General features: G+C 46.3%; 1 protein-coding gene. It reads left to right on the plus strand.

Going from position 1 to position 16377, the window contains the following annotated elements; translation table 11 throughout:
• The first annotated feature begins 798 nt into the window (after positions 1-798).
• Positions 799-16371: a non-ribosomal peptide synthetase/type I polyketide synthase gene (locus HPY31_RS21555; protein ID WP_172142389.1), complete on the plus strand. Its 15573-nt coding sequence runs from the start codon at positions 799-801 to the stop codon at positions 16369-16371.
• Positions 16372-16377: the final 6 nt, after the last annotated feature.

The following is a 16377-nucleotide window of genomic DNA, read 5'->3' on the forward strand; positions in this document are numbered from 1 at the left end:
AAAGGCTTTCACTTCTCTTTAGAAAGAGCGGGTGAAAGCCTTTTTTGATAGGCGTCAAGATAAGTTAAGAGTAATATTGTAATGAATTTTATTTAAATAAATTGCAAAAATTAATAATTAAAGGCTTGTCTTCTAATATTTGGGATAGTAAAATATTCCCAACTCACTCATATTCTTATTGTTTACTATCATATTAGCCCACGTGAATATTTGCAAATTAATGACCAATTTCCCCTGCTATACTCACTAAAACGTGACCGTTAAACTAATCGTCGCCCTTATTCCGCTACTAGAGAAGACAAAAGTACCAGCCATTTCAAAAAAATCATTGATCGATACATTCATTCCTGGAAAAGGTAAGAATCACCCATCTCATTATGGCGATGGTTTCTTACAGTTTAACACCTCAAGTAAAATCAATTAAAGGGAATATAAGTAAAACCCGTGTATCTGGTCGTTTTATTTCAAAGTGCTGAAAGAAAAAGAAGCGGCTGAGCTTTTTCTTCCGGGTAAGTGGCGCTATCGTTTCCGGACAAAGGTTCCTAATATTCAGAATGAAAAACTATTTTTTTATTTCGAGTACCAGCTTGCGAGCTGCCCGGAAAAGAAAGCGGGAAACAGGCGATTCGTACAACGAGTCACAGAATGGGGAAATTCACATCTCTTGTATCACGTGGGGAGATCAAAGTAGAGCTCGATGTATTGGGTTTTACAAATGCTAGAGGGAGCATTTTGAGTGGTTATGCTCACCAGGCAAGCTAGAAACTATCAAACATGGGACAAGGGAGGAACAACGCTTTGCATTTTGTTCAGACATTAGTAGAGGCGCTGGAATTGTGGAAGAACGAGGACCATAAAGGCGTTACCTTCATTTTGGGAGACCAGAATGAGGTGTTTGTTTCCTATAAAGAATTGTATGAAGAAGCCCTCGGCTATTTATTTATCCTCCAAAAAAGTGGAATCAAGCCTGGTGATGAGGTCGTTTTTCAAATTGAAGATAGTAATCTTCGAACTTTTGTCTGCCTTTTTTGGGGATGCTTACTCGGTGGAATGATTGCTGTTCCTATTTCTGTAGGGGATAACGAAGAGCATCGTCTTAAGCTGTTAAAGGTTTGGCGGACATTAATCAATCCGTATCTCATTACAACGGATAGTGTCTGGAAACGACTGGAGGATTTCTTTAGGAAACACAACTACCTGACGGAAATGGAATCGTTGAAGTCGAAGTCCTTTCTGCTTGATGAGACCGTGAAAACAGAGGAGAAGGGCACAATCTATTATCCTACTGCTGATCATGTGGCCTTTATTCAATTTTCATCGGGGTCTACGGGGGATCCAAAAGGGGTTACCCTGACGCATGAAAACCTTGTCCATAATGTGCTTGCGATTAATAACAGACTTGAAACGACTGAGTCTGACTCATTTCTGAGCTGGATGCCCTTAACTCATGACATGGGGATGATCGCGTTCCATTTAGCCCCGTTGTACGCAGGAGTTCAGCATTATTTTATTCATACCTCACTGTTTATTAGGCGACCTACGCTATGGCTGAAGAAAGCAAGCGAGCACAAGGCAACAATTACTTCTTCTCCGAACTTTGGGTATAAATATGTGTTGTCTAGGTTTAAACCAGAAGTGGCAGAAGAGTGGGATTTGTCTACGCTTCGCTCGATTCTAAATGGTGCAGAACCCATTGCTTCAGAATTGATCCATCACTTTTTGGATCAGATGAGCCCTTATGGATTGAAGAAAACAAGCATGGTCCCATGCTATGGATTGGCTGAAGCCTCTGTGGGAGTATCCATACCTGATCAAAACTTGCATTTTACAACGATTTCTCTGGATCGTAGGTTTATCCAGATAGGAAAGCCAATCAAGATGACGGATCAAACAAATCCAGAAGCGCTCACCCTAGTAGAAGTCGGTTACCCCATTGATTTTTGTGAGGTAAGAATATGTGATGACGAGGATCACGAGCTGCCAAGCGATACGGTTGGCCATATCCACATTAGAGGGAAGAATGTAACCGCTGGATACTACAACAACCCTACTGCCACCGCAAATGTAATGACGGCTGATGGATGGCTCAGAACAGGGGATCTGGGTTTTATGCGAAACGAACGTCTTGTCATTACGGGGCGTGAAAAAGACATCATCTTCGTGAATGGTCAAAACGTTTATCCGCATGATATTGAGCGGATTGCTGAGGAAGTCGAAGGAGTCGAGCTTGGGAAGGTCGTTGCCTGCGGGGTATTTAACGAGGAGACTAAAGAGGAAGACATTCTAGTGTTTATCCTTCACCGGAAAAGTGTTGAAGACTTCATTGAGCTTTCTAAGAAAGTGAAAAAGCATTTGAACGAGCGAACAGGGTGGAGAATAAGCGAGGTCTTGCCGATTCAGCGCATCCCCAAAACAACGAGTGGAAAAGTTGAACGATATAGAGTGGCTAGGGAGTATCAGTCCGGAGCATTTCGCGAAGTTTCCGAGGAAATGCAAAGCCGAACCACCGAACAGGTAAAAGAGGAAAAAACCGATAAATCACCTCTCTTGCGCGAAGAATTGGAAAAACAACTGCTAGCCATTTGCCGCGAGGTGCTTCAATCCGATAAATTGGGACCAAACGACAGTTATTTTGACGTGGGCGCTTCCTCTATGCAGTTGACCCAGTTAGCAGGGCGGATTGAAGAGGAGATGGGGATCACGTTGGCGGTAACAGATTTGTTTGCGTATCCGACAATCTCCAGGCTTTCTCGCAGTCTCTTCCCCGACGATCAAGCAACTGATCACATAAAAGAGACAGAAACGAGCCAACAGAAACAAAAGGATATCGCGATTATCGGGATTTCTTGTAAGTTCCCGCAGGCTCAGGATGTGGATCAATTTTGGCAAAACATCCGGGAAGGAAGAGATTGTATCCATGAGCTTCATGGTCAGAGACGAAAGGACGCAGAACAATATGTATCGCTGATAAGAGGCGAGCTGGGCGATCCTACCCTTGTGGAGGGCGGTTATTTAGAGGAGATTGACAAGTTTGACCATTCGTTCTTCTCGATCACCCCGAAAGAAGCGAAGCTAATGGACCCCAACCAAAGGCTGTTCCTTCAAAATGCTTGGAATACATTAGAGGATGCGGGCTATGGAGGCCACAAGCTTTCAGGGGAAAAAGTAGGGGTGTATGTCGGTTTCTCCAAGCTGGGATACGATTACGAACGACTTTTGTCAGTGGTAAGTCCCAAAGATTTGCCCTCTTATGCAGTAGGCAACCTTCCTTCGATCATTGCAAGCCGTATTTCACACTTGCTTGATTTGCGCGGCCCTGCTGTCACCGTGGATACAGCCTGCTCTTCTTCCTTGGTTGCGGTTCATATGGCGTGCAAGGCTATCCAAAACGGTGATTGTGAGATGGCTTTGGCAGGGGGAGTCAAAACGATCCTGCTGGCGCTGAAGGCTGGCATTGGAATGGAATCCTCCGATAATCGTTCAAGGGCGTTTGACGATCAATCGGATGGAACGGGTTGGGGTGAAGGCGTAGCTTCTGTTCTGTTGAAACCTTTGGAAAAAGCCATCGAGGATGGGGATCACATCTATGCTGTGATTAAGGGAAGCGCTGTTAATCAAGACGGTGTTACAGTCGGGATTACCGCTCCGAACTCACAGGCCCAGGCAGAATTAATCGTAGACGCTTGGAAGGATGCGCAAGTCGACCCTGAAACGATTAGCTATATAGAAGCGCATGGAACGGGTACAAAGCTGGGGGACCCCGTTGAGCTGGATGGAATTCAGCGAGCATTCCGACAATATACACAGAAGAAACAGTTTTGTGGAATCGGCACTGTCAAAGCGAATATTGGACATCTATATGAAGCAGCGGGAATCGCTGGCTTGATTAAGGCTGCTTTGCAATTGAAACACAAAGAGCTGCCAGCCCTCGTTCATTTCCAGAAGCCCAATCGGAATTTCTCATTTGAAAAGTCGCCAGTCTATGTGCAAAACAGGCTGGAAAAATGGGAAACAGATGGACATCCACGGAGATGCGGGGTTAGCTCGTTTGGGTTTAGCGGGACGAATAGCCACGTTATTTTGGAAGAGTATGTGCCGGTAAATGAAACGGAGCTGACAGTCTCAGACGAGGTGCAAGTGTTTACCTTGTCGGCCAAATCCGATTCAGCCCTTCAACATCTGATTCAAAATTATCGGGAGCTTCTATCTTCTTGCGGACCGCTTTCTCTGTCTGATTTGTGCTATACGGCAAATACTGGGAGAGAAACGCTTCCTTATCGGATTGCGCTCATTTTGCATAGCCGCAGCGATTTCGAACAAAAGCTCGACCGATTGGCGGTCCGGCTTGAAAATGATCGAGACGTTTTTGTCTACTCACCTGGGAAAAAGCACATTCCAGAAGAGACTGTTCATCTGTTGAGTCAATCTGCGCGGGATGTGCAGGAAAAGTACCACACGGCGAGTACCGAGATGAAGTATTCCTATGCAACGACATTATGCGATTTGTATGTACAGGGCGCTACGGTTGACTGGGATGCGTTCTACATGGATGGCAAAAAGAGAAGAAAAATGCCATTGCCGGTGTATCCTTTCGATCAGCATCGCTCTTGGATTACAGATGATATGAGCAGTATCATTCCAGAACAGCCGACTACTATTAGCGGAAATAGAGGTGCTACTGTGTCAGAGATAGGAACTGCGCCAATCGCAAAAGTTCTGAAAGAGTTGGTTCATCAAGCTTCAGGTTTTGCTGTAGAAGAAATTGATCCATCCCTTCATTTTCTTGAGCTGGGCTTAGATTCTATTATGCTCGTACAAATCAATCGTGAAATACAGGAAAAGTTTGGAGTAGTCATTCCGGCTCAAGAGTTGTTTGAAACCATCACCAGCGTTGATAAGCTAGCAGCGCATATCGCACTGGAGCTATCCAGTAGCCCGGCTGTGGCTTCAGCCAAACAAATGGAATGGATGGCATTCGAGCAACCGAAAGCAACTGTAGTTGTGGAACAGGAACAGAATGACGTTCAGACTATTCAACATTCAGAGCCGAGAGAGCAATCCACGAAAATGGCAGTCCCGATCAGCACAGGGGCGGTTGAAACCATTATCGAAAAGCAGATTTCGCTCTTATCTGAACACCAAAACCAAATGGCTACGCTGTTACAAAAGCAATTGGAGCTGTTGAATCAGGAACAAAGCTTTGTACCAAAACAAAGCGCTGAATCTGTGACTGTTGCTCCCGAGATCAAGAAACCTGAGGCAAAAGCACCGGTCAAGGTCAAGGGGAATGAAGAGGAACGTCAGAAGCCATTTATACCGTATCAGCCACTGATGATCGGTGAACGAGGCAATTTTACACCAACACAAAGAGAGTATCTGAACGCATTTATTCAAAGCTATACGGAAAAGACAAAGAAATCCAAGCAGTATACACAAGAGCACCGATTTGTGCATGCCAACAATCGCAATGTGTCTGGATTCCGTTCCTATTGGAAAGAAATGGTTTACCCAATCATTACGCAAGCATCGGCTGGTTCCAAAATGTGGGATCTGGATGGAAATGAATATCTCGATCTGACGATGGGTTTCGGTGTAAACCTGCTTGGTCATAATCCCGCATTTATCATGAAAAAGCTGGAGGAGCAGATTCAATCTGATTTGCCTCCGCTGGGTCCAATGTCGGATGTAGCTGGAAGGGTAGCGGAATTAATCAGCGAGCTAACTGGAGTGCAGCGTGTCGCCTTTTACAATTCCGGGACAGAGGCAGTAATGGTGGCACTACGCTTGGCTAGGGCTGTTACAGGCCGCTCGAAAATCGCCTTATTCTCCGGCTCCTATCACGGTACATTTGACGGCATTCTGACTGTAGCTGATCCTGAGTCCCAAGATGGGAAGGCCATACCGATGGCACCGGGTATTACCCAGCATACGGTGGATGACGTCCTGGTCTTAAACTACAACCATCCAAAATCAATTGAGCTGATCAAAAAACATGCTCATGAACTGGCCGCAGTATTAGTCGAGCCTGTTCAAAGCCGTCGTCCAGATTTGCAGCCGGTGGAATTCTTGAAGGAAGTCAGAGAGATTACAAGCCAATCAGGCACTGCCCTTATTTTTGACGAGATCATTACGGGATTCCGCATACATCTTGGTGGTGCACAGGCATGGTATGGAATAGAAGCAGACCTCGTTACCTATGGAAAAGTTCCGGGTGGTGGCATGCCGATCGGTGTTGTAGCCGGGAAAGCTGCGTTCATGGATGCAGTGGATGGGGGAATCTGGAGTTTTGGAGACCAATCTTACCCGGTAAACGCTGAGAAAAAGACGTTTGTGGGCGGAACGTTTTGCACGCATCCACTGACGATGCATGCTGCGATCGCAACGCTGGAATATTTGAAGGAGCAGGGGCCGCAGCTTCAGGAAGCGATCACGCAAAAGACCCTCTACTTGGTAGAAACGCTTAACGCGTATTTTAAAAACGAGCAGATTCCAATCCAGATGATTAATTGTGGTTCCTTGTTCCGCTTCGTATCGTTTACCGATATCGAGTTGTTCTTCTATCATCTGATCAGCAAGGGCATTTATATATGGGAGGGCAGAAATTGCTTCCTGTCCACTGCTCATTCTGATGAGGATATCGAGAGACTGATCCAAGCAGTGAAGGAAAGTATTGATGATCTGCGTCGAGGAGGCTTTTTGCCGGAGCCACCCCCAACTTCTCCAAATGGAGGACGCAAACAAAATCAAGTCGTCGAAATGACAAACTTTACGAAACGCGATGGGCAAAAGCCTGAGGCAACGCTTATGGAAAGGGTGGGGGAAGAACTTAGGCTTCCCCTTAGCCCAGAACAGAAGCAAATGTGGTTTGCAGTCAAATATCGCGTGGAAGCATCCGCGGCTTTTAACGAGACAGCCTCTCTACAGGTCGAGGGAGTGCTTGATATCCCTGTGTTTGAGCAGGCAGTCCAAGCCATGGTGGATCGTCATGAAGCATTGCGAACCATCATTGATTCCAACGGAGAGTATCAGGTGATTCTGCCCAAGAGGGATGTACGTGTTCGATTCGTGGATTTGAGCCACCTTTCGTCTGAGGAACAGGAAGAAAAAAAGAATCAGCTGCTGGAGGAACAAACAGGCACGCCATTTGAGCTGTCTTCTGAGGACCCCCTGTATCGGGTAAGTGTCATCAAGCTGGCTCCCGCCAAATTCCTGACTTCCTACACCTTCCATCACATGATTGCGGATGGGTGGTCCATGGCTGTATTTATCAAAGAGCTGGATGATATCTACTCGGCTCTTACACAGAAACGCCCAATATCACTCGAGCCTTCTACACCGTTTTCTGCTTACCGAACCTGGCAAGAAGATCAGATGCAGAAACCGGCGTTTCAGGAAGCACTTGCGTACTGGAACGAAAAATTCGCTGATCCAATCCCCAAGCTCGTTTTTCCTTTGGAGCAACGAGGTACGGGAAAACCATCTTTTACAGGCGAGAGAATTACGTTCAAGATCGACAGCAGCATCACAAGGAAGGCAAGAAAAAGAAGCATTCAAAACAAGAACAGTCTGTTTATTACCTTGCTCGCTTCTTTTAACCTCTTCCTTCATCGTATTCTTGGCAATAGGAAAATGGTGGTTGCGATTCCTACTGCGGGTCAATCCCATATCGGCAAAATGTCCTTGATCGGAAACTGCGTTAATCTTTTGCCGATTTGCACGGAAATGGATGGCGATGATACGGCTGCGGATTATTTGTCCCGAGTAAAACAGGCGGTTGCGGAGATGGAAAAGCATCAAGCTTACTCATTTGCAGCATTAGCCGAAAATTTGTCGCATCAGAACTTGCCGGAACTTTCAGTGTTGTTCAATATGGATCGACCGCTTCACAACCTGACTTTCGCTCAAATGAAAGCTACACTGCTGGCCAATCGGATCATTTACAGCAAGTACGATCTTTTTGTAAACGTGACAGAAGTGGGCGGAGAGCTTGTTGTTGATGTGGATGCACGAAGTGGGGTAGTAACCACGGAGATTCTTCGCCAGTGGGGCGTCTACTTTGCCAATCTTTTGCATCGTATCGCAGAAGACGATCAGGAAAGAATTTGTTCACTATCACTTTTACAGCCAGACGAGATGGAAAAAATGAAACGCGAATCCAATGGCAATCTGGCCAAATATACAGCGGAATGGAAAGAACTTTTGCAGGATATGTCAGATGACCAGGTGGGACGAGCTTCTCTCTATGTCCTGGATCAGTATCAGCAATTGGCCCCTGTGGGTGCGGTCGGACAGGTGTATTTGGCAGATGGGGAATTCGAGCATGCTGACCCGTCTCATTGGCAGCGAACAATGAAATCTGCTGTTCCGCTAGGAAATGGAGAAATCCAAATTATTCATTCATCCGATCAGCTTGCTGGGCAAAGAAGCATGAGCGGCAGAGAAGTAGAGCCGGCTGGAACGGCGACCGAAGAGACTATCAGAGTCATATGGCAGGAAATCTTGGGAAGCTCCCCGATGTATCTGGATGATAATTTTTTTGAACAAGGCGGGAACTCCTTACAAGCGACTGTTATGCTCAGTAGAATCTACAAGGAATGCCACGTGCAAATTCCTTTGCATCAAATTTTCCAATCGCAGACGATACGTGAATTAGCCAAATATGTAGACTCGTCAAAGCATCAGGCTTTTACACCCATTCGTTCATGCGAGTTGCAGCCTTACTATCAGTCTTCTTCCGCACAGAAAAGAATGTACATCCTCCAAGGTCTGGATGGAGGAACTGCCTACAACCTATCCGGCTACTTACAATTGGATGGGGAGCTGGAGCTTGATCGTCTGATCCACGCTTTGCAACAGGTTGTACAAAGACATGATTCTTTCCGGACCAACTTTGTCATCAAGGATAATGAAGTCGTGCAAGTTTTACATGACGATCTGCCATTGGATATTGAGGTCGAACAATTGGCCGAAGAGGATGTAAATGAGGCCATTCGGACCTTTATCCAGCCATTTGATCTGAGCAAAGCACCACTTATCCGAACAAAAATTTTCAAGGTATCTGCCCAACGCTTCATTGTGGCTGTGGATATGCACCACATTATTTCGGACGGCTATTCCGTTTCCCTGTTTATTCGTGAGCTACTCCATACGTATAGAGGAGAATCACTACCTGAGCTTAGCGTGACGTATAAAGATTTCGTGGCATGGGAGCAAGAGAGGGAACAGTCAGAACAGCTCTTGGCCCAAAAGGAGTACTGGCTTGAGCAATTTAGCCAAGGAGAACTCCCCGTGCTGAAGCTCCCCGTCGATTACCAAAGACCGCCGGTTCAATCCTTTGAAGGCGACCGCTTGACGATGGGAATCGGTGAGGAAGTCAGAAAACAGTTGCTCCAATTGGCTAGGGAAACGGACACGACCTTGTATATGGTACTGCTGGCTGCTTACAATGTCATGCTTTACCGATACACCGGACAGGAGGAGCTGATTGTCGGTTCTGCTGTAGCGGGAAGACAACACCCTGATTTGGAACGAATGATCGGCATGTTTGTAAATACGTTGGCTATCCGAAACTATCCAACAGGAAGCAAGACCTTTAAGGACTTCCTGAAAGAAGTGAAAAATCAAGCCCTCCTTGCATTTGAAAATCAGGAGTACCCATTTGAAAAACTGGTTGATGCTCTTCAACTAAACAAAGATTTGAGCCGGAATCCGCTATTTGATACCATGTTTGATTACCATTATGAATCCTTTGACGACGTGGCCTCAGATGATTTCAAAGTGACGACGTATGAATATCCGAAAGGCGTATCCCTTTTTGATCTCAGTCTTGATGTCCATGACGATGGGACAACGCTCACTTGCCAATTTGATTACAGCACGCATCTGTTTAAACGCGATACGGTTGAGCGAATGGCTAAACACTTTGCCAAGATTCTTCACTCCATTCTGCAGTCTAATGAGAGCTGCTTAGCTGATTTGGAGTACTTGTCCAGTGAAGATATCAATCAGGTGGTTGCCGACTTTAATCAAGCGAGAAGGCAAATACCTGCTCCTCTCCATCCAACGTTTTATGAGTGGTTTGAAGCAGAAGCAATCCGCCATGCAGAGAAAGTCGCTGTTTCTTACGGGGAAGAGCAGATCAGCTATCAGGAACTGAATGCGAAAGCAAACCGCTTGGCACGGACTCTGCGTGATCAGGGTGTAACACCAAATAGCTCCGTTGCGATTTTGGCAGAACGCTCGATTAACATGGTCGTCGCTGTTCTGGCAGTCATGAAGGCGGGTGGAGCCTATGTTCCGATTGATCCGCAGTATCCAAAGGACCGCATTTCGTTCATGCTGGAAGACAGTCACGCAAAGGTCATGCTGGTCAACCAAAATGGACAGAGCGTAGTAGACTTCAGCGGCGCCATTATCGATCTGGACGCAGAGACCAGCTACAGGGAGGATTCGTCCAATCTCGAGGCCATCGCCGGGCCAAACGATCTCGCCTATATCATTTATACCTCGGGTACTACTGGCAAACCTAAAGGGGTCATGATCGAGCATCGCAATCTGGTGAGTGTCGCCAATACATGGCGGTACGAATACGAATTAGAACAGATGAATGTGAATCTCTTGCAGATGGCGAGTTTCTCTTTTGACGTGTTCGCAGGGGATTTGTGCAGGGCTCTGCTGCATGGTGGACATTTGGTGATTTGTCCAAGTGAGGTAAGGATTGATCTTCCGGTTCTTTATCAATGGTTGACCCGGTATGAAATTTCCTTGTTTGAATCGACACCTGCTCTTGTTCTTCCTTTTATGGAGTACATTTATCAAAATGGATTGCCGCTCGATCATCTGAAACTGCTGATTCTTGGTTCAGATACATGCCAAAGCGAAGCGTTTGTCCGTTTGGTCGAGCGTTTCGGGCAGATCAAAATCATTAATAGCTACGGGGTCACCGAGGCTGCTATTGATTCTAGTTACTTCGAAATCGCTGGCGATACTGAAATGACAACCGGAAATGTTCCGATCGGAAAACCGCTGCAAAACACAGAATTTTATGTGTTGGATTCCCAATTGCGGCCACAGCCGGTAGGTGTGTACGGTGAACTATATATCGGGGGAGCAGGTGTTGCGCGGGGTTATCTGAACCGAGAAGAATTAACCCGTGAGCGCTTCATCCAAAATCCTTTCCGTCCTGGTGAGAACATGTATAAGACCGGCGATATTGTCCGCTGGATGGCAGATGGAAATATGGAGTTTGTTGGTCGTTCGGACTACCAATTGAAGATACGTGGTTACCGTGTGGAGCTAGGTGAAGTCGAAAATCAGCTGTTACGTCATGAAAAGGTTCGCAATGCCATTGTGCTCCCAAAGACAAAGGGAGATGAATCCGTTGTGTTGTGCGCGTATTACACGACGGATGAGGGAGTAAGTCCATCCGAAATCAAGGGGTTCTTAGCCGAGTCCCTGCCTGAGTTCATGGTACCGACCTTTATCATCCAATTGGCAGAGCTGCCTGTGACGCCAAACGGCAAAATCGATCGAAATGCTTTGCCAGAACCCGATCTGTCTAAGCTGGTATCCGAGGAATACGTAGCGCCAGCGACAGAAAATGAAAGAAAACTTGCAGAAATATGGCAAGAGGTCTTGGGGATCGAGAGAGTTGGCGTCCTGGATCGATTCTTTGAAATCGGTGGACATTCGCTGCATGCTGCCATTCTTCTTGCCAAAGTGAACAAGGAGTGGCAGGTAGAGATTCCGCTGCGAGCTGTTTTCCAAAATCCTACCGTCAGGAGCTTTGCCCACGTCATTTCCGAAGCGACCCAAGCAGAAATGCCGTTGATTCAGGCAGTTGGAGAACAAGAGCATTATGAGCTCTCTCCTTCACAAAAAAGGATTTTCACCGTTCAATCACTCGATGAAACGAGTGTGGCCTATAACATGGCAGGCGCTTTGGTTCTTTCCGGGCAGCTGGATTCTATAGCACTGGAAAACGCATTCCAATCTCTTATCCAAAGGCATGAGGCGTTCCGTACATCCTTCGACTACGTAAATGGTGAGCCGAAACAATTTGTCCATGACTCTGTCCATTTTGCCATCGATCATGCTAGCGAAGAGGACAGTCCTGAACGTATAGAAGATCTCATTCGGACGTTCATTCAGCCATTCGAACTGAGCCAGGCACCATTATTGCGCGTTAAGCTGGTCAAATTGGCGGAGGACAAGCATTTACTCCTGATTGACATGCACCACATCATTGCAGATGGAACATCCGTGAGCATTGTGATTGATGAGTTAAATCAACTGTATAACGGGCAAATTCCAGAACCACTCACCGTTCAGTACAAGGATTATTCGGCTTGGTTGAAACAGATCAAGACGACGGGGCAGTCGCATAAGCAGGAGAAGTTCTGGATAGATGAATTCAGCGGGGAATTACCTGTTATGAATCTGCCTACGGACTATCCGCGACCGCAGTTTCAAAGTTTTGAAGGGGGTACGGTCGAAAGCGAGATTGATGCGGATATATCCCGCAGATTGCAGTCCTTGGCGAAGGAAGCAAACGTAACGGTCTTTTCGATTCTATTGGCGGCGTACAACGTTTTGCTGTCCAAATATACCGGGCAAGAGGATATTGTCGTTGGGACCCCGGTGGCAGGACGAAACCACACCGATATTCAAAATGTAGTAGGAATGTTTGTAAATACGCTTGCACTGCGAAACTATCCAGCAGGCAACAAGACGTTCCGCGAGTTTGTTCAAGAGCTAAGTGAGAAGTCACTCTTGGCAATTGAACATCAGGATTATCCACTGGAAGACCTGGTAGAAAAGCTTCAGGTTCGACGTGACCCAAGCAGGAATCCGTTGTTTGACACCATGTTCTCCTATGACAATGTGGCAGATACGGCCTTTGACTGGAACAGGGTAGAGGTCAGGCTTTATCCATTCCCAACGAAAATATCCAAGTTAGACATCGTCATGAATGTCGAGATGAGAAATGAAGGCTTTTTCGTGGAGTGCGAATATAGCACAAGCCTATTTAAGCCTGAAACGATGGAGCGCTTTATTAGCCATTTTACAAACGTACTGCGGCAGATAGCTGCGAACATGGATATTCTTGTGGGCGAGATTGATCTCATGTCTTTGGAAGAAGTGCAGTTTTTGGAGAAGCTCAGTAATGATACGAAGCGAGAGTATCCTGTGGTACATCCAATCCATGTTGCCATCGAAGAATCAGCCAGACTTTATCCAAATCGAATTGCCGTTTCCTATCAAGGCTCGACAATCACTTACCAACAATTGAACGAGAAAGCCAACGCAGTCGCATCGGATCTGCTGAAGCACGGGATAGGAAAAGGCAAGTATGTACCAGTGCTTATGGAAAGAAGTCTGGAATTGGTCGTATCGTTATTGGGTGTAATGAAGACGGGAGCAGCGTTTTCACCATTGGACATTCAGTGGCCTGTCGATCGACTCCAGTCTGTTATTGCTGAGCTGGGTAGCGAGTTCGTATTCGTAGAATCTGGACATGCCTTTACGGAAACGGATTTGGGAGCGAAATTGGTCCCGATTGATCTGGGGCAGCTGACAACGGAAGTGGAAAATCCTAATCTGTCCGTATCGCCGGAAGACCCGATCTATGTCATTTTTACTTCTGGCTCAACAGGCAAACCAAAAGGAGTCGTCGTACCGCATAGAGGGATCGTCAACCGCTTTAACTGGATGAATGATTATTTTGGAGAAGAGGCAGCGCAATCTGTCCTTCAGACCACCAACCATGTATATGACAGTGCCATTTGGCAATTCTTCTGGCCGCTGACCAATGGCGGAAAAACAGTCTTGCCTACAACAGGGATGACTGTCTCGGCTGATTACATGGCTGGAATCATTGAAGACGAACAGATTACCTTAACTGATTTCGTCCCATCTGTTTTTAATGTGATCGTTAATCAGTTAGCCGAAAATCTCGAGCTGCAGGGCAAATTACAATCGCTCAAAAAGATCATTATCGGTGGCGAGGAAATTGTTCCGTCTGCTGTTTCCAAATTCCTGAAAATATACCAGTATGTATCTCCGACGAATTTGTATGGTCCGACAGAAGCAAGTATCGGATGCATTGCCTATCAAATTACGGGAGAGGAAGAGCGCATCCCGATTGGAAAACCGATCTTCAACACGAAAATCCTTCTACTCGATTCGTACGGAAAACGAGTGCCGATTGGTGTTCCAGGAGAAATCTACATCTCAGGCATGCCGCTTGGATTAGGTTATTTGCATAACGAGGAGCTAACGAGACAGAGCTTTGTCGATAATCCATATGCGGAACCGGGCTACGAAAAAATGTATAAGACAGGAGATCTGGCTGTCTATTTACCGGATGGGAATATCCACTTCCTGGGCAGGAAGGATTTCCAGATCAAAATCAGGGGATATCGAATCGAGCCAGGGGAAATTGAAAGCAAGCTGCTTTCGCTGGAACAGGTAAAGGAAGCAATCGTTATCGCCAGAGAAGAAGAAAATGGAAGCAAGTACTTATGCGCCTATATTGTGACAGAGCATGAGCTTGCGGCAGACGAGTGGAGAGACCTGCTCGCGAAAGATTTGCCGGAATACATGATCCCGTCTTTCTTCGTTCGACTAGACGCTATGCCGATCACCGCTGTTGGAAAAGTAGATCGGAAAAAACTCCCTCTTCCTGATCGCTCTCTCTTGGTGGAGGAACACATCGTCGAGCCGTCCGATGAACAGGAACAAATTATGGTCACTATCTGGCAAGATGTGCTGGGGATTGCGCAAGTAAGTGTGACCCACAACTTCTTTGAGCTTGGGGGAGACTCCATTAAAGCTCTTCAGATGATTGCGAGATTGAGGAGTCATGGATATGAGCTCCGATTGAAAGACTTGTTCCAAAATCCGCGTATTCGCAGTGCAGCTAGATATCTTCAGACGCTGACCAGACAAATTGATCAAGGGCCTGTAATGGGAGCAGTCGCGTTGACACCGATCCAGATGAACTTCTTTGAACAAAACCATCAGAACCCTCATCATTACAATCAATCTGTCATGCTATTCAGAGAAGCTGGCTTCGATCCAGAACTGGTTCAACAAGCATTTACGAAGCTGATTGAGCATCATGATGCTTTGCGAATGAAATTCCAAATGAATGAGTCAGACATTGTCCAGGAGCATCGGAAACTGGACGAGTGCCTGGTTCCGATTATGGTCAAGGAGTTCTCGGCGCAAAACGTAGAGGAGATGGAGCAAGCTGCTCAGCTTATACAGGAAGGGATCGATTTGACGGATACCGCGTTGGTAAATCTCGGTCTTTTCCGAACAGAAGCTGGAGATCACTTGTTAATCGTGATTCATCATCTCGTTGTCGATGGAGTCTCATGGCGGATTCTTCTAGAAGATTTCCATACAGTGTATGACGCATTGTTGCAGAAAGAAGAGCCTGCTTTGCCTATGAAAACCGATTCCTATCAAACCTGGTCAGAAGAATTGCAAAAATATGCACAGGGAAGCGAAATTCAACAGGAAATCGGATATTGGAAGCAGGTAGAGGAAATGCCATTCTCTCCACTGGCAAAGGCGGAAACGAATGGGGCACTGTTTATGCAAGATACAACAGATGTCACCATCGAGCTTGATGAAGCCTTCACAGAAAAGCTGCTGAAACAGAGCCACCAGGCCTATAACACGGAAGTGAATGATTTATTGCTTACGGCGTTGGGTTCGGCGGTAAAAGAGTGGGCGGGGATAGAGCATGTGCTCGTGAATCTGGAGGGACATGGCAGGGAAGAGATCGTGAAGGGCATTGATATTTCACGCACTGTCGGATGGTTTACAGCCCAGTATCCATTCGTACTGGATATGAGCCGATCGGAATCCCTTGGCTATCAAATCAAAATGGTGAAAGATAGCCTGAGACGTGTGCCGAACAAAGGTATTGGATACAGTATTTTACAATATCTGTCTGCGGGACAAGCCGATGTTCCGTTAACGTTCCAGGTAAAGCCCGAGATCAGTTTTAACTACTTGGGACAGTTTGATACAGACTTGGAATCAGGGGGCATGACGACTTCCTCCCTGTCACCGGGCCGAGAAATCAGTCCGACCGCCATTCGTTCCTTTGCGCTTGATGTGAATGGAATGGTCATGAACCGCAAGCTGACACTTACTTTTACGTATCATCGTGAAGAGTTTGAAGAAGGAACCATTCAGCGCCTCGTGGATGCCTATCGAGAAAAGATCGTAGAAATCATAACGCACTGCTTATCGAAAGAGACAGTCGAGCAAAGCCCAACAGATTTCACATACGATGAGATGTCCATTGAGGAATTAGATCATCTTTCCCAACTGCTGGGTGAAAAAATTCAATGATAGATG

It is taken from the genome of Brevibacillus sp. HB1.3 (assembly GCF_013186635.1).
Lineage (GTDB): Bacteria > Bacillota > Bacilli > Brevibacillales > Brevibacillaceae > Brevibacillus > Brevibacillus brevis_D.